General features: G+C 44.1%; 24 protein-coding genes. 8 read left to right on the forward strand and 16 right to left on the reverse strand.

What is annotated here, in order from left to right; genetic code table 11:
* Positions 1-57: 57 nt before the first annotated feature.
* Positions 58-1,038 (forward strand): hypothetical protein, encoded by a 981-nt coding sequence (locus ACQEXP_RS09225; RefSeq protein ID WP_426969549.1) that lies wholly within the window; start codon positions 58-60, stop codon positions 1,036-1,038.
* A 64-nt stretch (positions 1,039-1,102) separates the two neighbouring features.
* On the opposite strand, the gene ACQEXP_RS09230 is transcribed toward ACQEXP_RS09225, so the two are convergent.
* The 3 genes from ACQEXP_RS09230 to ACQEXP_RS09240 all read right to left on the reverse strand — a co-directional run bounded on the left by ACQEXP_RS09230 (position 1,103) and on the right by ACQEXP_RS09240 (position 3,965).
* A complete protein-coding gene (locus ACQEXP_RS09230) occupies positions 1,103-2,467 on the reverse strand; it encodes a sodium-dependent transporter (RefSeq protein ID WP_426969550.1) in 1,365 nt (454 codons plus the stop codon).
* Positions 2,468-2,688: 221 nt separating this feature from the next.
* On the reverse strand, positions 2,689-3,432 hold the full coding sequence (locus ACQEXP_RS09235; protein ID WP_269376655.1) for a YggN family protein: 744 nt from the start codon (positions 3,430-3,432) through the stop codon (positions 2,689-2,691).
* Between the two features lie 56 nt (positions 3,433-3,488).
* Positions 3,489-3,965, reverse strand: a complete 477-nt coding sequence (locus ACQEXP_RS09240) for a GreA/GreB family elongation factor (RefSeq protein ID WP_426969552.1) — start codon at positions 3,963-3,965, stop codon at positions 3,489-3,491.
* 78 nt (positions 3,966-4,043) lie between these two features.
* Here ACQEXP_RS09240 and ACQEXP_RS09245 point away from each other — a divergent pair, with 78 nt between their 5' ends.
* Positions 4,044-5,978, forward strand: a complete 1,935-nt coding sequence (locus ACQEXP_RS09245) for a RecQ family ATP-dependent DNA helicase (protein ID WP_426969554.1) — start codon at positions 4,044-4,046, stop codon at positions 5,976-5,978.
* Here ACQEXP_RS09245 and dinB read toward each other — a convergent pair.
* The gene (gene dinB / locus ACQEXP_RS09250) at positions 5,975-7,066 is read right to left on the reverse strand and encodes a DNA polymerase IV (protein ID WP_426969556.1); all 1,092 of its coding nucleotides are present in this window, start codon (positions 7,064-7,066) and stop codon (positions 5,975-5,977) included. The two genes, ACQEXP_RS09245 and dinB, sit on opposite strands and share 4 nt — an antisense overlap.
* A gap of 129 nt (positions 7,067-7,195) precedes the next feature.
* On the opposite strand from dinB, the gene ACQEXP_RS09255 reads away from it, so the two are divergent.
* Positions 7,196-8,440, forward strand: coding sequence for a GGDEF domain-containing response regulator (locus ACQEXP_RS09255; protein ID WP_426969558.1), 1,245 nt, complete (start codon positions 7,196-7,198; stop codon positions 8,438-8,440).
* Positions 8,441-8,473: 33 nt separating this feature from the next.
* Here the strand turns inward: ACQEXP_RS09255 and nqrM are convergent, their stop codons facing one another.
* The 9 genes from nqrM to bolA form a co-directional block, all read right to left on the reverse strand.
* Positions 8,474-8,707 carry a (Na+)-NQR maturation NqrM gene (nqrM, locus tag ACQEXP_RS09260; RefSeq protein WP_138973485.1) on the reverse strand — a complete coding sequence of 78 codons (234 nt, stop codon included), beginning with the start codon at positions 8,705-8,707 and terminating at the stop codon, positions 8,474-8,476.
* A 22-nt stretch (positions 8,708-8,729) separates the two neighbouring features.
* Positions 8,730-9,734: an FAD:protein FMN transferase gene (locus ACQEXP_RS09265; RefSeq protein ID WP_269376650.1), complete on the reverse strand. Its 1,005-nt coding sequence runs from the start codon at positions 9,732-9,734 to the stop codon at positions 8,730-8,732.
* Between the two features lie 132 nt (positions 9,735-9,866).
* Positions 9,867-11,090 carry an NADH:ubiquinone reductase (Na(+)-transporting) subunit F gene (gene nqrF / locus ACQEXP_RS09270; RefSeq protein ID WP_426969560.1) on the reverse strand — a complete coding sequence of 408 codons (1,224 nt, stop codon included), beginning with the start codon at positions 11,088-11,090 and terminating at the stop codon, positions 9,867-9,869.
* A 33-nt stretch (positions 11,091-11,123) separates the two neighbouring features.
* Positions 11,124-11,720 carry an NADH:ubiquinone reductase (Na(+)-transporting) subunit E gene (gene nqrE, locus ACQEXP_RS09275; protein WP_269376648.1) on the reverse strand — a complete coding sequence of 199 codons (597 nt, stop codon included), beginning with the start codon at positions 11,718-11,720 and terminating at the stop codon, positions 11,124-11,126.
* 7 nt (positions 11,721-11,727) lie between these two features.
* Positions 11,728-12,360 (reverse strand): NADH:ubiquinone reductase (Na(+)-transporting) subunit D, encoded by a 633-nt coding sequence (locus tag ACQEXP_RS09280; RefSeq protein ID WP_269376647.1) that lies wholly within the window; start codon positions 12,358-12,360, stop codon positions 11,728-11,730.
* Positions 12,360-13,130 carry a Na(+)-translocating NADH-quinone reductase subunit C gene (locus tag ACQEXP_RS09285; protein WP_269376646.1) on the reverse strand — a complete coding sequence of 257 codons (771 nt, stop codon included), beginning with the start codon at positions 13,128-13,130 and terminating at the stop codon, positions 12,360-12,362. The genes ACQEXP_RS09280 and ACQEXP_RS09285 overlap by 1 nt, the downstream gene beginning before the upstream one ends.
* On the reverse strand, positions 13,120-14,364 hold the full coding sequence (locus ACQEXP_RS09290) for an NADH:ubiquinone reductase (Na(+)-transporting) subunit B (protein WP_269376645.1): 1,245 nt from the start codon (positions 14,362-14,364) through the stop codon (positions 13,120-13,122). The genes ACQEXP_RS09285 and ACQEXP_RS09290 overlap by 11 nt, the downstream gene beginning before the upstream one ends.
* A 6-nt stretch (positions 14,365-14,370) precedes the next feature.
* A complete protein-coding gene (locus ACQEXP_RS09295) occupies positions 14,371-15,711 on the reverse strand; it encodes a Na(+)-translocating NADH-quinone reductase subunit A (protein WP_269376644.1) in 1,341 nt (446 codons plus the stop codon).
* Between the two features lie 432 nt (positions 15,712-16,143).
* The gene (gene bolA, locus ACQEXP_RS09300; RefSeq protein WP_426969563.1) at positions 16,144-16,452 is read right to left on the reverse strand and encodes a transcriptional regulator BolA; all 309 of its coding nucleotides are present in this window, start codon (positions 16,450-16,452) and stop codon (positions 16,144-16,146) included.
* A 137-nt stretch (positions 16,453-16,589) separates the two neighbouring features.
* Between bolA and ACQEXP_RS09305 the strand changes: the two genes are divergently transcribed.
* The 4 genes from ACQEXP_RS09305 (at position 16,590) to ACQEXP_RS09320 (ending at position 20,355) form a co-directional block, all read left to right on the forward strand.
* Positions 16,590-17,720, forward strand: coding sequence for a methyltransferase (locus ACQEXP_RS09305; protein ID WP_426969565.1), 1,131 nt, complete (start codon positions 16,590-16,592; stop codon positions 17,718-17,720).
* 60 nt (positions 17,721-17,780) lie between these two features.
* The gene (locus tag ACQEXP_RS09310) at positions 17,781-18,350 is read left to right on the forward strand and encodes a YajG family lipoprotein (RefSeq protein ID WP_269376641.1); all 570 of its coding nucleotides are present in this window, start codon (positions 17,781-17,783) and stop codon (positions 18,348-18,350) included.
* Positions 18,350-18,895 carry a peptidylprolyl isomerase gene (locus ACQEXP_RS09315; RefSeq protein ID WP_269376640.1) on the forward strand — a complete coding sequence of 182 codons (546 nt, stop codon included), beginning with the start codon at positions 18,350-18,352 and terminating at the stop codon, positions 18,893-18,895. The genes ACQEXP_RS09310 and ACQEXP_RS09315 overlap by 1 nt, the downstream gene beginning before the upstream one ends.
* 71 nt (positions 18,896-18,966) lie before the next feature.
* Positions 18,967-20,355 (forward strand): AmpG family muropeptide MFS transporter, encoded by a 1,389-nt coding sequence (locus tag ACQEXP_RS09320; RefSeq protein ID WP_426969567.1) that lies wholly within the window; start codon positions 18,967-18,969, stop codon positions 20,353-20,355.
* Between the two features lie 55 nt (positions 20,356-20,410).
* On the opposite strand, the gene ACQEXP_RS09325 is transcribed toward ACQEXP_RS09320, so the two are convergent.
* From ACQEXP_RS09325 to ACQEXP_RS09335, 3 genes are all read right to left on the reverse strand, one after another.
* Positions 20,411-21,073 (reverse strand): ChrR family anti-sigma-E factor, encoded by a 663-nt coding sequence (locus tag ACQEXP_RS09325; RefSeq protein WP_426969568.1) that lies wholly within the window; start codon positions 21,071-21,073, stop codon positions 20,411-20,413.
* Positions 21,070-21,654 (reverse strand): sigma-70 family RNA polymerase sigma factor, encoded by a 585-nt coding sequence (locus ACQEXP_RS09330; RefSeq protein ID WP_269376637.1) that lies wholly within the window; start codon positions 21,652-21,654, stop codon positions 21,070-21,072. The genes ACQEXP_RS09325 and ACQEXP_RS09330 overlap by 4 nt, the downstream gene beginning before the upstream one ends.
* Positions 21,655-21,719: 65 nt before the next feature.
* Positions 21,720-22,292 carry an LON peptidase substrate-binding domain-containing protein gene (locus tag ACQEXP_RS09335; RefSeq protein WP_426969570.1) on the reverse strand — a complete coding sequence of 191 codons (573 nt, stop codon included), beginning with the start codon at positions 22,290-22,292 and terminating at the stop codon, positions 21,720-21,722.
* 345 nt (positions 22,293-22,637) lie between these two features.
* Here ACQEXP_RS09335 and ACQEXP_RS09340 point away from each other — a divergent pair, with 345 nt between their 5' ends.
* Positions 22,638-23,462 (forward strand): outer membrane protein OmpK, encoded by an 825-nt coding sequence (locus ACQEXP_RS09340; protein ID WP_426969572.1) that lies wholly within the window; start codon positions 22,638-22,640, stop codon positions 23,460-23,462.
* Positions 23,463-23,467: the final 5 nt, after the last annotated feature.

Raw genomic sequence — 23,467 nt, forward strand, 5'->3', positions numbered from 1 at the left:
GTTATTTTCATATGACTTAGCTGCCCACTACTTTACTCCCACAATAAGAGAAAAATAATGAAGCAGTTCATCCTAGTACTATTTATTAGTGTTTGTTCTAGCTGGGTACACGCCAGCGAAGTAACGATACAAAATAGACAAAACATCATGCTTACAGGCATGATCGACCAAGAAATTGCCACCAACTTTGATTCATATTCAACCTTTCGATCTATCTACTGGCAGACACGTTCCGGCTCTATCGTATCGAGTAAGCCTTACTATATCGCCAACAATGCACTCTTATCTTCCGTCAGATTTTGTGTGCGTAAAGGCAACCAAGCCGCTAAGTGCTCCGGCTATTACAGACCTGCTAATCAGGTAAATAGTAGAAGCATTCAGGCTAACTCAGGGAATGTTACCGACACCATCAACGGTGGAGAGAACCTAAACGTAGGCGATACATTCTGGGCAACAAGTGAGTTTACTATTTTACAAGGCGAGTTTTCGTTCCTGTACCATCAAGTTGAAGACCAAGACGGTAACGTTTTAAGCGCCAATTTCTCTGATAGTTTAGTGAGCACCCTAAATGGTATTTCTCTGCCCACTGGCACAAATTCTGTGCGCTCTTGCTCGATAGGCGGTTTTGCCTATGGCTTCCCAACATATGTCTCAAACTGTTCTCAGTCCGTAGCGGTTATATACGGGCCAACTCAGCCTGTTTATGAGACGTATAGCCACATGTACTACACACAATGGGGGCCATTCTACAACCGTCAGGAAGGAAGGAATGCATGTTTCAATTCAACCTACGCAGGTTACTCCGACTGGCGACTCGTCAGATCGAATGAACGCCCGATGACGAGGCCACTAAGACGTGTAAGAGAAGCGCCATATAATCTCTACTACACCGGTTACTCCGAGGTAGGATATGGCATGGCTGATGACGTGTTTTTTAAATGGAAATACTGGTTTCCAGGAAAAATGATGGAAGTCCGCTTTGTTTGGTCATTGTTCCCAATCACCTATCAGACCGCCATTTGTATCAGAACGAAGTAACGGTGGCGTTACTCTCTAACGTAGCCCGCATTACGCGGGCTACGCTAGCAAATTGAGCTTTGCTTTAACCAAATGATGCCCATATCACGGTGGCAACGAGTACTGGACAAACGAACTTGACATAAATTGGCCATACTTTACCAAACCAGCTTTGAGTGAACTCAGGATACCCCTGTTCTAGCTCTTTAACTTTGCTATTTCGGCTCCACACCCAGCCACCAAACAGACAGAACAACAGCGCTGCGGCCGGTTGCAAGTATTGAGTCGCCACCGTTGCTACCGCCCCAAACATAGCGCCAAAATTGTAAACAATAACAATACTAAACAGAGCGATAAGCCCAGCCAAAACCCAGCTTGTTGTCTTACGTTTGGTATTGAAACGCTCACTAACCAACGCCACTGGACACTCCAGCATAGATATTGATGACGTCAAAGCCGCGATAGTCAACAGTAAGAAAAAGACAATGGCAAACAATTGGCCCAACAAACCTAAACTATCGAACATCAGAGGTAATACGGTGAAAACTAAGGTATCCGAACTCAATAACGACCCATCTTCCGCGTAAATATGCACACCTTTTTGCATCGCAACAAACATAGCAGGCATAACCACTAGACCGGCGATAAACGCCACTGCTGTATCAACTAAGGTGACATTCATCGCCATCTTTGGCAGATTTTCCTTCTTGCTCAAATAAGAGCCGTAAATAAGCATTGAACAACCACCAATCGTAAGCGAGAAAAAGCCCTGCCCCATCGCTGCCAAAATGAGTTTTCGATCCATTACCTTTTCAAAGTCAGGTATCAAATAGTGTTTTAACCCCTCAATCGCACCGCTTTGAGTCATGATATAGATAAATAGCAGACCAAATAGAACAAATAGTGCTGGCATCAAGCGAGTTGACCACTTTTCAATCCCCTGTTTCACACCGCCTTGAACGATCAATACGGTTAGAACATAGAATGCAATCGTGCCGAACAAATTACGCTCTACGCTAAATCCCTTAAACCAAGCGGTTGCCAGCTCAAACCCTAGAACGTCGGTGATGGCTCCCAGTAAAAAGCAAATTAGCCAGCCGCCTACAATGCTATAGAAAGCCAATACTGCACTTGGCACACTTAATCCGATCCAGCCTACCGTTGCCCCTACTTTTTTACCCAGAGGGTTACTAGTAAGTGAGCGCATACTATCTACTGGATTTGCCTGACCATATCGACCGATTGCCATTTCAACGACCAACATGGGAAATGCAACCACTAGAATCATCACTAAATAAACTAGCAGAAATGCACCACCGCCATTGCTGGCGGCTTGAGTAGGGAAGCCCCAAATATTCCCAAGACCTACCGCAGCGCCTGCCGCAGCAAGAATGAAACCGAGACGAGAACCAAAATGCTCACGTGTTTGTGTGTTATTTGTTTGAGCCATACAACCTATTCGCACCAATGAACTAGCTAACTAGTACACAAGTATAAAACACCAGTTAAAACTAAACAATCAACACACACAGGTAGTTTTCAGGATATCTGCAACAAATTAGCCCTAAATGTGCAAAAATCACACAATAATTCACCACTTCAACACTCAAGATACAAAAAAAGCGCCGTACAGGCGCTCTTTATTCAATACAATCGAAATTGTAAATCTGATTAGATGGTGAAGATTTGGTAATCCTTCAATTGCGGGATCTTATCGTGAAGTTGCTGTTCTTGCTCCGCCATTTGATCAAGAGAATCACAAAAATCTTCACTTTGCTGCTCAACTTCAGCCGCATGCTCGGCAAGACGTTTAGCAACTCTTTCTTTAAGCTCCGCCATTGAGTTGGCCATTTCAGTTAAATTAAGTCCACCTTCCGCCTTCATTTTCGCTGACATCGCATCAAAGGCACTCGTAATAAACTCTTCATTAAACAGTGCCTTGGCTTTTTCTAAGTCTTCAGCCCATGTTTCATTTAGCGATCCAAAGCTTTCGGCGGGTAAAACCAAATCACCATTCTTGTAGTATCGAGCTTCAATATCGGCATAAAACTGCTTCATAGCCTCTTTGACGCTATCAAACGCCTCTGGCGCGTCAAAGCTCTCTGCCACATCATCAACAATATCATTCGCGAGTGCTAAGCCATCTTGGGCGATTTGCTTCGCTCTAGGCAAATAGTCATTAATATTTTCTCGATATTGGGCAATAGCTTGTTTCTGGCTATCATCCAACTCAATTTTTTCACCATGAATCGTTAGGCCATTGTCTGCATCGACAACCGCGGTTTCACCACCAACTTGGTGAATTTCAATTCTCTCACCATTCAAGTGAATTTCGTTTTTTAAGTCAACTTTACACTGTGCAGCGTAAACTTGGCTGGAAAGTAATAAAGGTAATGTCAGTAATACTTTTTTCATTGTTACCTCTCGAGCAGTTATTGATGCCTACCATAGCAGAAATCGTTTGATGTTTGTCAGCTTATGGTTTCAATCTCGTAACAATGTTCTACACCGGCAACCTTGTAAGCCACTTCATCTCCCACTTTCTTTGACTTGAGAGTCTGGCCTAATGGCGAATCAAACGTTACTAATGTGACGCTCTCATCGTCGATTGACACTTTTAAACCACCTGCACATGGTGAGATAAAAAAGCGTTTGCTCTGATCGTCATCGTCCAGTAATGAAATCACACATCCGAGTGCCACTTTTTCTGGCTCGATAGGCAAAACAAGTTCTTTCATCACGCGAATTTCTTGTTCACATTCCTGTAAGCGCATTGCCTGACCATGAGCAAGATATGATGCCTCAAGGGCTAAAGTGTCATACTTATGCTCAGGAACCGTTTCTTCGTCCGTCGCCGATTCAATCGCCCTTTGAACTGAGCTTTGCGCGATTTGCCATTTTTGTTCTAGCAAATCCAGAATAATGCGTTTTAGTTCCAACTTATTCATACTAAAACCATGTTCCAATCATTTTAATGCCCTTAGAATAGAGCTCATTGCCCTTTAAAGATACTGGAATCAAGTATTATGTTTAGCCCCAACCACGAATTCGATCTTCAGCAGACACTCCTTCACACCTTTGGTTTCGAATCACTTCGTACAGGGCAGCAAGCGGTTATCGAAAAAGTGATGCAAGGGCAATCATGTGCAGCAATTTTTCCTACCGGTTCAGGCAAATCTCTCTGTTATCAACTTCCCGCTGTCGTCTTGCCTCATCTGACCTTGGTAGTTTCTCCTCTGCTCGCATTGATGAAGGATCAGCTCGCCTTCCTGAACAGTAAACAAATTCCTGCGGCATCCATTGACTCTAGCCAAACCCGTGAAGAGTCCTTACAGATCATGAATCAGGTAAAACAAGGACATACCAAGGTTTTGATGATTTCTGTCGAAAGGCTGAAGAATGAGCGCTTTAGGCAGTTTATTTCCCAAGTACCTATATCTTTGCTGGTCGTCGATGAGGCTCATTGTATCTCTGAGTGGGGCCACAATTTCCGTCCAGACTACCTCAAACTGCCGCACTATCTGAAAGAATTAAATATACCTCAAGTCCTATTGCTTACCGCGACAGCCACACAAACGGTTATCGAGGATATGCAGAGCAAGTTCTCCATTGAACCTGATGATGTTGTTGTCACTGGCTTTTATCGTCCTAATCTCGATATTTCTGTCTCACCATGCTTGGACGAAAACAAGCCTGAAGCGCTGCTGAGTTTAATTAAGTCAAACTCAAAACTGCCCACCATTGTCTATGTGACCCTGCAAAATACTGCCGAGCAGGTTGCCCGCTTACTGGCTGATAATGACCTTAACGTCAGTGCCTATCATGCAGGCATGGGCAATGAAACGCGTGAACAGATTCAAAATCAATTTATGCAGGGGCAGCTAGATTGTATTGTCGCGACAATCGCTTTTGGAATGGGAGTGGACAAATCTGATATTCGCCGAGTCATTCACTTCGATCTGCCCAAATCCATCGAAAACTATGCGCAAGAAATAGGTCGTGCAGGACGAGACGGGCACCCGTCCCAATGCGTATTACTCGCGAACAAAAATAGCATCAGCACCTTAGAGAACTTTATTTTTGGCGACACGCCTGAGACAAGCGAAATTGAGTTTGTCCTCAAACAAGCGATTGACTCATCTCCTCAATGGGAAGTCGTGCTCAGCAGACTCTCGACAGAAAGTAATATTCGCCAGCTTCCGTTGAAAACGTTATTAGTGTACATGGAGATGGAAGGTGTCATAGAGTCACAATACAGCTATTTCGCGGACTATCGTTTTAAGTTTCTCACCGATAAACAGAACATTGTGAATCATTTTGATCCACAACGTCGTGAGTTTATTACCGCTCTATTTAACTGTTCACCCCAAGCTCGTACTTGGTGTCAGGTCGATTTTGAGACCTTATGGCGAGAGTTCCAAGGTGATCGTTCAAGAGCCATAGCCGCACTCAACTACTTCAACGAGAAAGGCTGGATAGAGCTAGAAAGTAAACTGATGACTGAGGTCTATCGAGTTTCGTCAAAAGCCAGCACGACCGCGCAGCTCGCTGAGAAACTATCCTCTCTGTTTAAAAATAAAGAAACCAATGATGTGAATCGTATTCGAGAACTGCTGGATTTCTTTGAATCAAGTCAATGCCTTAGCGCAAGGTTGGCCAAGTATTTTGGCGATAAACACGCACCTTCCAATTGCAACCACTGTAGTGTTTGTCGTGGCGAAGTCGCACACTTACCCAAGTTAGTACAACGCGAAACTGATCAAGAACAAGTTCGTGAATGGCTGGCTCAATTGGATACCAAAGCTCGTGCGCCTTTGTCGCTCAATCTAAGAACAAAATTTCTTTGTGGGATCACCACACCTGTATTTACCAAGATCAAGGCACGCTCTTTAGCAGGATTTGGTCAACTTGAAGCCATCCCCTTCAGTGAGGTTAGGCAGAGGGTAGAAAGCCTAGATTAAAAAAAACTCAGTTGTTTACTCTGTTCCTCGGGTTTAAGCATCACGCTTAGACCCAGTAATCGGATTTCTCGGTCTTGTTGACGTTTAAGAATGTCATGCAATAGCTGTTTAAAATATTCTAACTCCAACTGCGAGTGAATATGTTCTATCGTCGTTAATTGAAAATCAGCAAATTTAACTTTAATCCCCTGCTTGATGATCGCCTTGTCTGGCGATGCTTTTTCTAGCCTTTGTTCTAATTCAGGAAACAACTTGTCTTCTATGACACGCCAACATTCATCGTATGAAAAAATGTTTTCGGCAAATGTACGCTCGACCCCAACCGATTTTCTTTCCCTTTCAACCACGACTTCACGATCATCAACACCATGACTCTTGTTCCACAACGAGGCTCCAAGCCGGCCGAACTTGAGTAGTAAATCGCGATAGTCACTGTTTTTGACGTCTTGCCCTACATACAACCCAGCTTGATGGAGTTTTTCCAGACTCACTTTGCCAACCCCCGGAATTTTCTCTAATGGCAAATTGTCTATCTCACTTTGAACTCTATCCGGAGGAATCACATACTGACCATTGGGCTTATTCATATCGGAAGCAATCTTGGCGAGAAACTTTACTGGCGCGATACCCGCTGATGCCGTTAGCTGTAGCTCATTCCAAATATCGCTACGAATAGCTTCAGCAATTAGGGTTGCCGAGCCTTTATGTAAAGGACAATCCGTCACATCGAGGTACGCTTCATCAAGAGACAGGGGCTCAATAAGCGCTGTGTAACGTGAAAAGATAGCGTGTATCTGTTTTGAAACCGCTTTGTAGACATGCATTCTTCCCGGTACGACAAGTAACTGTGGGCATAACTGCAATGCTCTAGAGGTTGGCATTGCACTGCGGATGCCGAACTTTCTCGCTTCATAATTGCAGGTACTTAACACACCACGTTGTTTTTCATGCCCCCCGACGGCGAGTGGCCGTCCACGATATGAAGGGTTATCACGCATTTCCACTGCCGCGTAAAAACAATCCATGTCTATATGTATGATTTTTCGCGTTTTCTTATCCACTTTCGACGACCGGAATAAACTGTACATATAAACAGTATAATAAATCACATATATATCTCAAAGTACAAATTGTCTGCAAATTTGTCCTGTTCGATACTCGCAAGTTTGTTGGATGCAGTTATTATTAATTCTATAGGTAATAAAAGAGGCACCGCTTTGAACAATAAAGTCTTGGTTGTAGAGGATAGTCGCGCTTACCAAAATTTCTTAAAACAGCAGCTCACTACTTTAGGCTGTCATGTCTGCTGTGCAGAATCTTTTGCACAGGCCGAAGAGCTATTGCAAAGGCACAAGGAGTTTCGCTTCGCTGTTCTCGATTACTGCCTACCCGATGCCCAAGATGGTGAGGTTATTGACCTTGTCCTCTCATACAAGCAAAAAGTTATCGTATTAACAGCGACCTTTAACGACCAAGCACGTGAACGATTTATTGCAAAGGGGGTGCTGGACTACATATTGAAAGACAGCATGGCATCCATCTCCTACCTACTTCCTCTAGCTAAACGGCTTATTAATAACAGCAAACACCATGCCCTCATCGTTGATGACTCAGCGACAGTCCGACGCCATGTGACACAGTTGCTCGAACATCAGTACATTCGCACTACGCAGGCGGAAAACGGTCAAGTCGCACTCGAAAAACTGCAAAGCTGTTCCGATATCACCTTTGTTATCACTGATCACGACATGCCGGTTAAAGATGGCATATCCATGACTCGCGAAATGCGCCAGATGTACGATAAGAACCAACTCGCCATCATAGGTCTATCTGGCAACGAATCGAAAACCCTTACCGCCCAGTTTCTAAAAGCGGGAGCAAATGACTTTCTCACCAAGCCATTTAATCAAGAAGAGTTTTACTGTCGGGTTCACCAGTTGCTTGATATGAAGGAAGCAACCGATGAGTTACACAAACTCGCTAATCAAGACGCTCTCACAGGGTTGTGGAATCGAAGATTTCTCTTTAGTCAGGCTTGCTCTGGTTGTCAGCTACGTAACATTGCAATGATTGATATCGACCTATTCAAACAGGTCAATGACAATTATGGTCATGACGGGGGCGATGCTGCTCTTAAAACAGTCGCAAATATCCTGAAGATATATTTTCCTGATGATGTTGTGGTGCGTTTTGGTGGGGAAGAGTTTTGTATTCAATCGTGCACGCCATACGATGATTTCATCAATCGAATTGAAAACATGAGACAACGTGTCGAGAAAACCCCCGTTAAGCATAATGGACGTATCATACTTGTTACCGTCAGCATAGGCATAAGTAATATCAGTGGGGACATTAATGACCAAATTAAGATCGCTGATGATCGCTTATATTTGGCGAAGAAGTTGGGACGTAACCGGACTATTTTCACCGACGAAATGTTAAAAAAAACACCAGTCGAGTGACTGGTGTTTGTATTTTGTATTAGCAGGACGGGACTAAGCGATGCGGTCTTTTTCCCATGCGGCTAGCTTTTCTTGACGGGCCGCTTCACGTGCTTCACGCTTCTTACGTGCATCACATGGTTCAGGACAATTACATACCTTTTCGATACCAACCGCACCTAAACCACCACAGCTACCTTTAACAACTTTCTTCTGAATGATATAGCCTATGGACATCGCTGCAATCACGGCCATAAACACACCAAATGTAATCAAAAATGTACTCATAATGACATGCTCGCTCGAGTTATTATTTATTCGTATAAGGCTTATATGCAGAAGAGGCTAGTTCTTTAAAACCCTCTTCCGTTTTGACGATCATAAGCACAGGAATGTTGTTTTCTTCAGCAATCTGCATGCCTTTCTCTTCGCCTAATACCATCAGTCCAGTCGCTAACCCATCCGCCGTCATAGACGATTGGTCAAGAACCGTTACCGATACAACCTTATGGCTAATCGGCTTACCCGTTTCTGGATTGATAATGTGTGAGTATCGAATTCCGTCATGCTCGAAGTAGTTACGGTAATCGCCGGATGTGGCAACCGCCATATCGCCTGGCTCAATAATTTCTTGAATCGCACGCTCTTCAACCGACGGTTTTTCAATAGCAATTCGCCACGCAACACCTTCACGGTTCAAGCCTTTTAGGCGCATTTCACCACCTACTTCAACCATATAGTTCTGAATGCCTTGCGACTGGATGTAGTCAGCAACGACATCAACACCCCAACCTTTTGCAATTGTAGACAAATCTACATACAAGTTAGGAATATCTTTCACTAAAGCATCACCATTCACACTCAGATGCTGGATGCCCGTCATTGCTTTACGCGCGGCGAGCTCTTCAGCTGTTGGAACAACCTCCGGTCTGCCTTCTGGGCCAAAACCCCATAGGTTGACGAGTGGACCAACAGTAACGTCCAATGCACCTAAAGTAAGACCGTTAAGTCGAATCGCTTCTTTCACCACTGTCGCTGTTTGAGGCGAAACGGCAAAGGCTTCAGCTGACTGACTCTGGTTGAAGCGACTTAACTCGGAGTCTTTACGGTAAGTCGACATTTGGTCGTTAACTTCTTCGAGTAGACGATCAACTTCTTTCTGAATCGCTTCAGGTGTAGGTTGCCCTTCAGCCGAAATATACTTGATATTGTATGTGGTGCCCATGGTTGGGCCACTGAGATGGATCTGCTCAACTGGTTTTTCACAACCAGCTAGTACTAACAGAGAAGCAAATGCAACAAGCCACTTTTTCACTTGTTAGACTCCTGTATATTGAGGAACGGGAATAGCGCATACGTTACTTTACAACGTATCGACTATTACCACTCTAAAACAACAATGGCTGACTCTGACGAGCCAGCCATAGATTTCAATCACTTAGGTAGATTAACCACCGAAGTCATCCAGTAGGATGTTTTCATCTTCCACACCTAGATCTTTCAGCATACCGATTACGGCTGCGTTCATCATAGGTGGACCACACATGTAGTATTCACAATCTTCAGGAGCTTCATGATCCCTTAGGTAGTTTTCGTACAATACGTTGTGGATGAAGCCTGTGTAACCATCCCAGTTATCTTCTGGCATTGGATCAGACAGAGCACAGTGCCATACGAAGTTGTCATTTTCTGCTTGTAGGCCATCGAAATCTTCTACGTAGAACATTTCACGCTTAGAACGCGCACCGTACCAGAACGACATCTTACGAGTAGACTTCAGACGCTTAAGTTGGTCGAAGATATGTGAACGCATTGGCGCCATACCCGCACCACCACCGATGAAGACCATCTCGTTGTCTGTATCTTTAGCAAAGAACTCACCAAATGGACCAGAAATAGTACACTTGTCGCCTTCTTTTAGAGACCAGATGAACGAAGACATGATACCTGGTGGTACATCAGGATTATTAGGCGGCGGCGTAGCGATACGCACGTTCAGCATAATAATACCTTCTTCTTCAGGGTAGTTAGCCATTGAGTAAGCACGGATTGTATCTTCACTTACCTTAGACTCGTAACGGAACAGGTTGAATTTGTCCCAATCTTCACGGTATTCCTCTGGAATATCGTAATCAGCGTATTTAATGTGGTGAGCAGGTGCTTCAATCTGGATGTAACCACCAGCACGGAAAGGTACTGATTCGCCATCTGGAATTTGCAGCTTAAGCTCTTTGATGAATGTCGCTTTGTTATCGTTAGAGATAACTGTACATTCCCACTTCTTAACACCGAAGATCTCTTCAGGTAGCTCGATGTCCATGTCAGTTTTCATTGCAACCTGACACGCTAGACGCTCACCTTCGCGCGCTTCACCTTTAGTAATATGGTCAAGCTCGGTTGGTAGAATGTCGCCACCGCCTGATTTAATTTTTACGCGACACTGACCACATGAGCCACCGCCACCACAAGCAGAAGATACGAATACACCAGCACCTGCTAGAGCACCCAGAAGCTTACCGCCTGGCTGAGTAACGATCGCCAAAGAAGGGTCATCGTTCACAGAAATTGTAATGTCACCTGTTGGTACAAGCTTAGACTTAGCGAAAAGAATCACTAGAACTAGAGCCAGTACGATCAGAGTAAACATCACGACACCAAGAATAATGTCCATTGACTATTCCTTAATTGTTGCGGTTTACCCGACTTACAGTTGAACACCAGAGAAAGACATAAAGCCTAACGCCATAAGACCTACAGTGATGAACGTGATACCTAGACCACGTAGACCAGGAGGTACGTCTGAATACTTCATTTTCTCACGGATACCTGCAAGCGCAACGATTGCTAGCATCCAGCCCACACCTGAACCAAAGCCGTAGACAACGGATTCAGCAAAGTTGTAGTCACGCTGTACCATGAAAGATACACCACCGAAGATCGCACAGTTTACTGTGATCAGCGGTAGGAAGATGCCTAGAGCGTTGTACAGAGGTGGGAAGAAACGGTCTAGAACCATCTCTAGGATCTGTACAAGTGCCGCAATTACACCGATAAAGGTGATGAAGTTAAGGAAGCTAAGGTCCACACCTTCAACTAACGCGTTCTCTTTAAGTACTAGGTTGTAAACAAGATTGTTCACTGGTACTGCGATAGTGAGCACTACAACTACCGCTACACCTAGACCAAATGAGGTCTTAACTTTCTTAGATACCGCAAGAAACGTACACATACCTAAGAAGAAAGACAACGCCATGTTTTCGATGAAAATCGATTTGATTAGTAAACTAATGTAATGTTCCATGCCGTCCTTACTCCTTCGCTTCTACTTGTTCAGGCTTAAATATGCGAATCGCCCAAATCATAAAGCCGATTAGGAAGAATGCAGATGGGGCTAATAGCATCAGACCATTTGGCTGGTACCAACCACCATTGCTCACTAGAGGAAGTACTTCCATACCGAAAAGTTTGCCAGAGCCAAACAGTTCACGGAAGAAACCAACAGTGATAAGAACGAAACCGTAACCAAGACCGTTACCAATACCATCGATCAGTGATGGAACTGGAGCTGACTTCATTGCGAACGCTTCAGCACGACCCATTACGATACAGTTGGTGATGATAAGACCTACGAATACAGATAGCTGTTTAGAGATATCGTATAGGTAAGCTTTTAGCACTTGGTCTACCACGATTACTAGAGATGCGATGATCGCCATTTGGACGATGATACGCACACTGTTAGGAATGTGGTTACGGATTAGAGATACACAGAAGTTAGACAGCGCAGTTACGAAGGTTACCGCTAGTGTCATTACAAATGCAGTCTCTAGTTTAGTTGTTACTGCAAGAGCAGAACAAACACCGAGAACCTGTAGCGCGATTGGGTTGTTGTCCAATACAGGCGCTAGAATGCTCTTTTTAATGTTTTGTGCACTAGACATTAGTTCAGACCTCCGTCACGAACTTTTGCTAGGAATGGACCAAAGCCCATATCGCCTAACCAGAAGTCAAATGTGTGTTGAACACCGTTACTAGTTAGTGTTGCACCTGATAGGCCATCAACACCGTGCTCAGAACCTGCTGGCGCACCACCTTTAACAACCTTGATAGCTGGTTTGTGGTTTTCGTCAAACAACTTCTTGCCTACGAATTGAGCGCGCCAAGATGGGTTTTCAACTTCACCACCTAGTCCAGGAGTTTCGCCCTGCTCGTAGTATGTGATACCAGATACAGTGTTACCGTCAGTTTCAACAGCAACGAATGCGTACATCATTGACCATAGGCCATTACCGTGAACCGGAATAATAACCTTAGATACTGCGTTACCTTCTTTAACTAGGTAAACAACACCTGTGTTAGCACGACGAATGATCTTAGCTTTGTCGTCTTCAGCAGAAAGCTTGATAGACTCAGCAGGATCTTTAGCCGCTTTACGTTGATCGTAAGTGGCAGCGTCGCCTTCAACAAACTCACCAGTTTCAAAGTTAACTAGGCGCGGTTCGATGAACTCAGCAAAAAGCTCAGGTACTTTTTTACCTTCAGCTTCAATGCCAGCTACTTCAACGATCTTAGTTTGCTTATCTAGTACAGCGTTAGCTTTTTGCTTATCGCGTAGACCCACGGCTGCTGTTGATACGATGATTGAACAAACAAGGCTCAACCCGATAACAACACCCAGCGTCTTTTTAATGCTGTCGTTATTACTTGCCATAGCGTGCTTGTCTCCGCTTGATGTTCTTCTCGATAACTATGTGGTCGAACAGAGGTGCAAACAGGTTCGCAAATAGGATCGCCAGCATCATACCTTCTGGGTACGCTGGGTTTACTACACGAATCAGAACACACATCACGCCGATCAGCGCGCCGTACCACCATTTACCTTTGTTAGTAAATGAAGCAGATACAGGGTCTGTTGCCATAAAGAACATACCGAATGCAAAACCACCTAGAACTAGGTGCCAGTGCCATGGCATGTTGAACATTGGGTTAGTATCAGAACCGACAACATTGAACAGAGTCGCTGTTGCAATCATACCAATCATTACACCTGCAATGATGCGCCATGAAGCAATTCTCATGTATACGATCATCGCTGCACCGATCATCAGTGCTAGTGTTGATACTTCACCAATAGAGCCTGGGATGTTACCGATGAATGCGTCCATCCAAGTGATTGGAGCGCCTGTCACTGCATTAACTAGTGCACCGTTACCACCTTGAGCCCACTGGCTTAGTGCGGTTGCACCAGAGAAGCCATCAGCTGCAGTCCATACTACGTCACCTGAGATTTGCGCAGGGTATGCGAAGAACAGGAACGCACGGCCAGCAAGAGCTGGGTTTAGGAAGTTACGGCCCGTACCACCAAAGATCTCTTTAGCGACAACAACACCAAAGGTAATACCTAGTGCAGCTTGCCATAGAGGAAGTGTAGGCGGAACGATCAGTGCAAACAGGATAGAAGTTACAAAGAAACCTTCGTTAACTTCGTGCTTGCGCACCATACAGAACAGTACTTCCCAGAAACCACCAACGATAAATACCGTTGCGTAGATTGGTAGGAAGTAAGTTGCACCAAGGATCATCTTACTGCCAACGCCAGCATCAGCCGCTAAAGTGCCGCCAAGCATTTCCGTTAACCAGTAGTGCCAGTTACCAGCAACAATCGCTGCTAGCTGATCACCAGCGTACATGTGATTTAGTGCTGCAATAGCTTGGCCACCTGCGTTGTACATACCCCAGAACATTGCTGGGAATACCGCAAACCAAACCATGATCATGATGCGTTTTAGGTCAACGCTATCACGAACGTGCGAGCTTTTCTTTGTCACTAGACCAGGTGTGTAGAACAGAGTCGCTGCTGCTTCGTAAAGCGCAAACCACTTCTCATGTTTACCACCAGGCTCAAAGTGATGCTCGATGTCTTCAATAAACTTTTTAAGACCCATGGAAAATTACCCTTCCTTCTCAATGATATCTAGGCATTCACGTAGTAACGCACCGTACTCGTACTTACCAGGACACACAAAGGTACACAATGCTAAATCTTCTTCGTCTAGTTCAAGCAAACCTAGTGCGATAGCACTATCCGTATCACCTGCACATAGATCACGAAGTAGCAGAGTAGGTTCCATATCAAGAGGCATTACGCGTTCGTAGTTGCCAATTGGAACCATAGAACGGTCACTACCATTCGTTGTCGTTGTCATATTGAACAACTGACCTTTGAATAGATGACCAAGGAATGAGCGAGTAATCGAGAACTTGTTCTTGCCAGGAGTAGCCCAACCGAACAGCTCTTTTTCACGGCCTTCACGTAATACAGAAACCTGCACGTGGTAACGACCAAGGTAAGCGTGAGGACCAGTTGCATGAGTACCTGTTAGTACTGAACCAGAAATCACACGAACTTCACCTGGCATTAGCTCGCTATCTGTTACGTCTTCTAGGCTTGCACCAATAGAAGTACGAACTAGACGAGGGTTATTCACCACTGGGCCTGCCAGAGAGATAACACGGTCAGTGTAAAGTTCACCAGTTAGGAACAACTTACCAAACGCAATAACGTCTTGGTAGTTGATGCTCCACGCCACATTTTCTGCATTCACTGGGTATAGGAAATGCATGTGGGTGCCAGCTAGACCTGCTGGGTGAGGGCCATCAAATACATGCTCTTCAACATTAGACTGAGAAGAACGAGGAAGACTTGTACCAGATTTACATACGTAAACCTTGCCATCAGTCAGAGTTGAAAGCACATCTAAACCAGCAACAAACGCTTCTTGTTGTTCATTAATGATCAACTCAGGCTGAGCCGCTAAAGGATTAGTATCCATAGCAGTTACGAAAATAGCCTTCGTAGAAGATTCGATTGCAGGAACCTTGCTGAACGGACGAGTACGTAAAGCAGTCCAAAGACCTGAGTCAACAAGCTGAGTTTTAACCGCTTCACGGTCAAGACCTGCTAGTTGGCCAGCTTCAAACTTATCGAATGTCACCTGCTCTTCACCTGCAACTTCAATCACAATAGACTGAAGCACACGCTTAGCGCCACGGTTAATCTCGATCACTTTACCAGCTGCTGGTGAAGTAAATTTCACTCCCGGATTCTTCTTATCTTCAAAAAGAACTTGAGCTTTCTTTACTTCATCGCCTACGCGGACATGCATAGTAGGACGCATGCCGACGTACTCTTCGCCAAGCAAGGCGACTTTTTTGATGGTCTTACCATCATTAATCACCTGGGTAGGAGTTCCTGCGATAGGAAGGTCCAAACCCTTCTTTATTGTAATCATACGCACTTGCACTACTTTTATCGGGAAAAAGATTCTTTGATTGCGTAACTTTTAGACACGACACTAGTGTCCGGTTTCGGTGCTGTTTTAAACACCAAAATCGCAACATCCTATTAAAAATCTCGTCACAAGAAATCGGCGAGATTTATCAGGTGCGATAGTCTAGCATCTTTTAGGAAGTTGATGCCATGACCAATGCAGGGAATAAGGTACATATTTCGAAGGAATTGAGTTTAAAAGGCTAAGGAATAGTCATAAGTTTGAGCCATCGCACAAACAGAAATAGCCATAAAAAGAGTAATGACACTACATATTCACATCGTGAAACAATCTTATTTAAAACTAACCACTGCATTTATTTGTTTCTATGTTGTTAACAATACCTCTTTGGGACTAACTAAAAAGGGCAGCCATGCTGCCCTTTTTTAGACGTTATTTGTCACCACCCATACACATAGGACTGTCCGGCGCGATTTGATTCTGTTGCTGCCATTCTTGCTCTGTGTAGGTATGCATCGATAACGCATGGATGTGGTTTGACAGTTCCTCAGCCAGTGTTTGATTCACTTGACGATGGCGAGCAATCAGCCTTAATCCCTCAAATTTTTCACTCACAATCACCACTTTAAAGTGGCTTTCTGAACCGGCTGGCACGTTGTGCATATAGCTCTCGTTAACAACACTTAGGTAGCTAGGTTCAAATGTATCTGTAAGTTTGCTTTCTATTATTTCCTGCAGCATTGCACTTTACCATCAGACTAAACAACATAATGGGCTAGATAATAGTCGCCTTAAGCGCAAAGCTAAAGGTTTTAGTTTTCACGACCGCGGCGTTTTGCGACAATTCCCCCAATGACCGATAACCTTGCGTTGCTATTATGATCACTGAGCTTTCACTGCATGAGCGAACCCTTTCTTTATTCCGATACCCAAAGAGAAACAACGAAACTCTTCAGGCATGGGATGCGGGGGACGAATACCTAATCAACCATGTTGAAGATATGGGACTAGAGCCCAACCAGCATATCTTGATTATTAACGACAGCTTTGGGGCACTCAGTTGCTGGTTTAGTGACAAACATCGTATCACGATGATGAGTGACTCTTTTATTTCTCAGCAAGGTACTCTTGCGAACATGCAACACAATCAGTGCCCTAGCGTCGACTTCATAACAACTATGGATGAAGTACCATCCGACGTAGATTTGGTTTTGATTCAGTTACCCAAAAGCAATAGGCACCTAATTTGGCAACTCAGTCAGTTGCGTCAAACACTGAACGAGACAATTCCTGTTATTGCGGTCAACAAAGCAAAAGAGATCCACTCCTCGACACTTAAGCTTTTCGAAAAACATTTGGGTGCAACAAAAACCTCACTTGCTTGGAAGAAACACCGTCTAGTCTTTAGCTCAGCAAATAGCGCTGGTGCCACTCAAGTCTCTGCCAATACTCAATGGTCAGTAGAGAAAGAGAATATTACGCTTAACAATCTGCCAAATGTCTATTCAGGAGAAAGCTTAGATTTGGGTGCACGCTTTATGCTTGAGCACTTGCCAACAAATCAAAATCTTAAACATGTGGTCGATCTAGGTTGTGGTAACGGTGTCCTTTCCGTAAAAATGGGGCAATTAAACCCACAAATTAAATTAACCTGTGTTGATGAGAGTTTTATGGCGGTCGAGTCGGCTCGACAAAACCTGCTGACCAATCTTGGTAGTGATAGAGAAATAGAGTGCGTTGCGAATAACTGCTTAGATGGAATGACGGCGAACGATGTGGATATGGTCATGTGTAATCCCCCATTTCATCAGCAGCAAGCTATCACCGATCATATTGCATGGCAGATGTTCTGTGATGCAAAGCAAATTCTTACTGTTGGTGGGCAATTATTAGTTATCGGTAACCGTCACCTCGGCTACGATGGAAAGCTATCTAGGCTATTTGGTAAGTCAAACGTCAAAGTGGTCGCTGCCAATAAGAAATTTGTTATTTTACAAGCGACTAAATAGTCCTCTATTATCTGTTTACGTTTGTATAAGCTCGCAGAGTTACAAAGAAAGGAAATTACAATGAGAAAACTGGTTCTAGTCGCGTCAATGGCACTACTTACTGCGTGTTCAGCTCCGCAGCAAGAGCAAATTAATTTTATGCCTAAAGCTGTCCTTAGCAACAGCGATCTTGTTCAAGATGCGGCATTTACGCTAACCAGTAAAGACGTGCGTTCTGCACAATACGTTGCTCTTGTCGATAGCGGTCGTTCAAATATTGAACCGATTCACTCTAAACAAAACGTACGTATCTCAATTGAAAATGCGCTATTGGAGCAGTTCCAGTCACAAGGTTTCCGCAGTACCGTCAATAGTGAAAATTCAATTCAAGTAGAAGTTCAAGAAGCCTTAGTATCCGTTCAGCACACTGTGATGGAAAACCAGATGGATGGTAAGGTAGTCATTGAAATCACAGCTGAAACGCCACAAGGTAAACTGGTTAAGACCTACACTGGTACAGCGAAGCGCACGGGTGCACTCAGTGCTTCTAACGAAGAAATTGAAGTTGTTCTTAATGACGTGATCAACTTAGTTCTTCAAGAAGTGGCCAACGACCGTGAACTTCAGAACTACATGCAGGAGCGTTTCTAATGTTGAAAATGGCAATTGCCTCACTCGCATTAGTCAGTTCACTTGCGCTGGCGGGTCCAAAGGTAGAATTTGAAACAAACCTAGGCTCTTTTACAGTCGAGCTAAATGAAAACAAAGCACCGATTACCGTTGCTAACTTTATAAAGTATGTCAACGATGGCAGCTATGTCGGTTCTCAGTTCCATCGAGTCATTCCTGGCTTTATGGCTCAGGGAGGTGGTTTTGATGAGAATATGAAACCCCTACCGACATACTCTCCTATCAAAAACGAAGCGTATAACGGGCTTAAAAATGATAGTGCGACCATTGCCATGGCACGTACTAACAATCCAGATTCAGCGACTCGACAGTTTTTTATCAATTATAAAGACAATGGCTTCTTGGATTATGACCAACGTCCACCTGGCTACGCTGTATTTGGCAAAGTGACACAAGGCTTTGACGTGATCCAAACTATGGCGAGCAAGCCAACAACAACCAAAGGGCGCTACCGCGATGTGCCAGTAGAACCCATCATTATCACCAAAGCCACACTCATCAAATAATCATATTAGGCTCTACTTTGTTAGAGCCTTCTGTTTTCTTGCTGACCAAACACTCAAACAAGGATTTGTGTATGTCTTCAGACTCTCCTTCTATGTCTTGGCTAGAGACGATTCGCAGTTATATGGACAAGCGCCTAATGTGGGTATTTATGCTTGGCTGTTCGAGCGGCTTTCCTTGGGTTCTGATCGGTTCAAATATGTCAGGTTGGTTAAAAGACGCGGGACTCACACGTGCAGCAATAGGCTACTTTGGTAGCGTATTTGCCGTTTACGCCATTAATTTCCTGTGGGCACCGCTCGTTGACCGAGTCCGTATTCCTCTTTTACATGCAATGCTCGGACAGCGAAGAAGTTGGGTCTTTCTTTGTCAGTCAATCGTGCTAGTTTGTACTCTATTAATAGCCGGTGTCGACCCATCACAAAACCTAATGCTCACTTCAATGCTTGCTCTAGGTATCGCTATCTCGTCAGCAACTCAGGACATCGCCATTGATGCCTTTCGTATCGATACATTCCCTAAATCAGAGCCCTCTAAATTGCCACAAGCGTCAGCGATGGCGGTTATCGGTTGGTGGACGGGCTACTCGGTGCCAGGTTACTTAGCTTTTATCAACGCTGACTCTATTGGCTGGAATGGGGTTTACTATGGAATGGCGGCGATTGTCGTCCTACTCATGATTTTCACGCTCTTAGTTGGTGAACCAAAAACTCAACGCGACGCGTTGCAAGCGCAAGCCGAACAACGTCACAGTAAAGTCGTTGGTAACCGTATCGTCGCATGGATCACGGTCACTGTCGTTGAACCTTTCCTCGATTTCTTCAGAAGTAACGGATTTAGAGTCGCAATCACCCTACTACTGTTTGTTTTCCTCTTTAAGATTGGGGAAGCTTTCTTAGGTCGAATGTCGATTACCTTCTATAAAGAAGTAGGCTTTACTAACGAACAGATTGGTTACTATTCAAAACTGATTGGTTGGGGGCTCACGATTGTGTTCACCTTAATCGGCAGTATGGTTAACGTGAAGTTCGGTATCGTACGTGGCTTAATGATCGGTGGTATTGCCATGGCGTCAAGTAACCTCATGTTTGCTTGGATAGCGAAAGTAGGGCCGAGTGAGCAATTATTCTTAGCCACTTTGGTTGTCGATAACTTCACTTCTGCATTCTCAACCGTTGCCTTTGTGTCATTCTTGACAGTGGTCACAGGTCAAGCGTTCTCTGCTACTCAGTACGCTTTACTCGCCTCTTTAGGCAACTTCGGTAGAACAACACTCGCCTCTTTCTCGGGAGAACTTGTTGACTACCTCAACAACTGGTCAACCTTCTTCGTCCTGACGGCACTGATGGTAATACCGAGTTTGATTATGCTCTATTCGCTGCGTCATTATTTCACGGATATGTTAAGCAGAGCTCAGCAGAGAGATACTCAACCGGCAGATCAACAGAACACAGCGCAATAATAAAAATAAAGGCTTGGTTTCTCACCAAGCCTTTTTTCTCGCATCAGTTTTCTGACTATGGGTAAAGCCCCTTGCCAAATAAGTTGAATACTCTGGCGACACCTTGAGTGAATATCATTGGCTGAGTGAGTACAGTCAAGCACAAACAATCTTCACCCTGTTTAGTGTATGGGCTGTGTTTTACTGTTCCATCTTTGAACAAGAAGTCCCCCACTCCATATTGCCCATCTTCATCGCTAAAGCTACCATGAAGAACCAATGTCGACTCCGTGCCTTTGTGAGTGTGCTGGGGAATAGCCACATTTTCGCTAATGTACATCAGGTTAATTCTAGCATCTGGCGAGATATCTATTGCCGCGCTAAATACCTTACCTCCGTAGCTCTTCCAATCGCTGATCCTGTCTCTAAAACGCGATAGCGACAGAGGAAGACGAAAAGACTTGCCATTCACTTCAACAAACGTCGGCATACGAGGAAGCCTCATAGGATCACTGTTTTGCTCAAGAGCGACAATCTTGTCGAACATAGCATCAAAATCATCGTTGACGCTGATATCGCTTGCCACTAGCTCTTCGCCGTATAGCTGTTCAAAACCGTTAATTTGGCTTCGACAGCATGGACAACTTTCGATGTGGGTGGCTATCGTAAAAGCGCTCACATCATCCAACGTACCTTGAGCGTATGCTTGCAAAACGGATGCATCTGGATGGTAACTCATAGTGTATCTGCCTCTATCGAAATTCGAAGTTTCTCTACTGCTAAGCGCAACCGTGACTTAACCGTTCCAAGGGGAATATCAAACATCTCTGCGACTTGCTGATGCGGTAACTCTTCCAAGTAAACTGCCTGTACGACTTTGCGTTGCGATTCCGGCAGCAAATCCAAATATTTAACCACCTGTTGTTTAAGTAATTCGGCCTCAGGAGAGTAATGTTCCACCATATCTGGCGGACAATAATCATTAGGCCAAATGTCCTCAGAATGTATATGCGCATCCCTACCTTTCTGTTTGCGCAAAATGTCAAAACAAAGGTTACGCGCTATCGTAAAAATCCATGTAGAAAGCGAACTCTTACTGCTATCAAACAACGCGCTTTTTTGCCATACGGTTGTCATCGCTTCTTGAACGATTTCGACGGCAATCTGCTCATTGCCCATGTGCCTGAATGCAAATTGCTTGAGACGTGGAGAAAAATGACTAAAAACCAATGCAAACGCATGTTTGTCCTGCTGTTTCACTTTTTCCATACACTCAGCCCAATCTGCTTTGGTGAAAGCTTGGGTATCTGAATTGGCCATTTCGATATCCTTAAACGGTGCCCTTAGACAGTATATACGCTTCAATTCATGGAAAGATCATTTAGCTATTGGCTAAAGAGCGCTTTATTTAAAAACTGTATCGCCTCACGACAATCACGCGCAGCAGCAAGCTGATCAAACTGGCCTTTGGACAGAGGCAATATCTCAAGCCATCTTTGACTAACCCAGCTTGCATCATCCAGAAACTTTTGGTCATACAGGTTGCTCACTTCGGGAAAACGCTCATAAACCTGTGCGAGATGTTGAGCGACAGACTCTGTCTCGATACTAAGCTGTTCAACGTTCCAGTTGGGTAGCTTAGTCACTTTCGCATAGCGAAGACCATCATATTCAACGCGCACCTGATCTATCTCAAATCTTTCCAATCCGGTCACTGTGATTCCTAACAGACCCGCATCTAACACTTCAAAATCAACGATTTTTGCCAGCGTCCCGATCTTAGATAGCTCATTTTCACCAGACTCTTTCGCCTTTTCAAACATACAAATGCCAAAAGTGCCATCCGCACGCATCGCTTGAGAGACTAAACGTTTATATCTCGACTCAAAAATTCTTAGTCGCATTTTTCCCTCAGGGAGAACTATTGAACTTAGAGGAAATAGCATTACTTCGGCCATATAAAATCACTCCCAACCATTTTATTAACAGTTACGTTACAGGTCGCAAAAGCGATCATTAACCGAATGTGTTGAATAGTTGATAGACATTAAATTTAGAGTAAACGCTTGCGTAATCGATACCCGTTTCACTTTTTGTGCAACGGGATGAAAGTTCCGTTGGAACGTTATTTTTTGCTTGTTAATGAGATGCAGATCACCTGTTTTATGTTTTTTTACATCAGTTGCACATGGCTTTTGAGATTTTTATCGATATTATTCACATCCATAAAGCACAGCTAAGATTGTGCAACTAAGTAAATATCAAACGAATATTGAAATTAACAAACATAGAGAGTTCCCACTATGCGTAAATCACTTTTAGCTCTAGGTGTTGTAGCAGCAATGTCTGCACCGGCTATCGCTGCTGACTATTCTGACGGCGACATTCACAAAAACGACTACAAATGGATGCAGTTCAACCTAATGGGTGCATTCAATGAGAAACCTGGTTTCCCAAATGATTCAACTCACGATTACCTAGAAATGGAATTTGGTGGTCGCTCTGGTATGTTCGATCTATACGGTTACATCGACTACTTCAACATCACTGGCGATTCAAGCAGCGATAAATCTGGTTCAGACAAATTGTTCATGAAGGCTGCGCCTCGTATGTCTCTAGATGCGCTGACGGGTAAAGACCTATCTTTCGGCCCAGTACAAGAAGTTTACGTTGCATCTGAGCTAATCCTTAATGGTGGTTCATCAGAAGGTCAGTACAAAATTGGTCTAGGTTCAGATATCAATGCACCTTGGTTAGGTAAAATGGGTCTTAACCTTTACAGCACTTACGATAACGGTAAGAAAGATTGGAACGGTTTCCAACTATCAACTAACTGGTTCAAACCTTTCTACTTCTTTGAGAATGGTTCATTCATCTCTTACCAAGGTTACCTAGATTACCAGTTTGGTATGAAAGATGAGTACGCGACGGCAAGCAACGGCGGTGTAATGTACAACGGTATTTACTGGCACTCAGATCGCTTTGCAGTTGGTTACGGTCTAAAAGCGTTCTACAACGTATACGGTATCAAAGACGGTAACGACATCCTAGATGACAACAACAACGTAGTTGGCAAAACAGACTCTACTGGTTTCGCACACTACATCGCTGTTACTTACAAGTTCTAATTGAA

Source organism: Vibrio sp. TRT 1302, assembly GCF_050113875.1.
Taxonomy (GTDB): Bacteria; Pseudomonadota; Gammaproteobacteria; order Enterobacterales; family Vibrionaceae; genus Vibrio.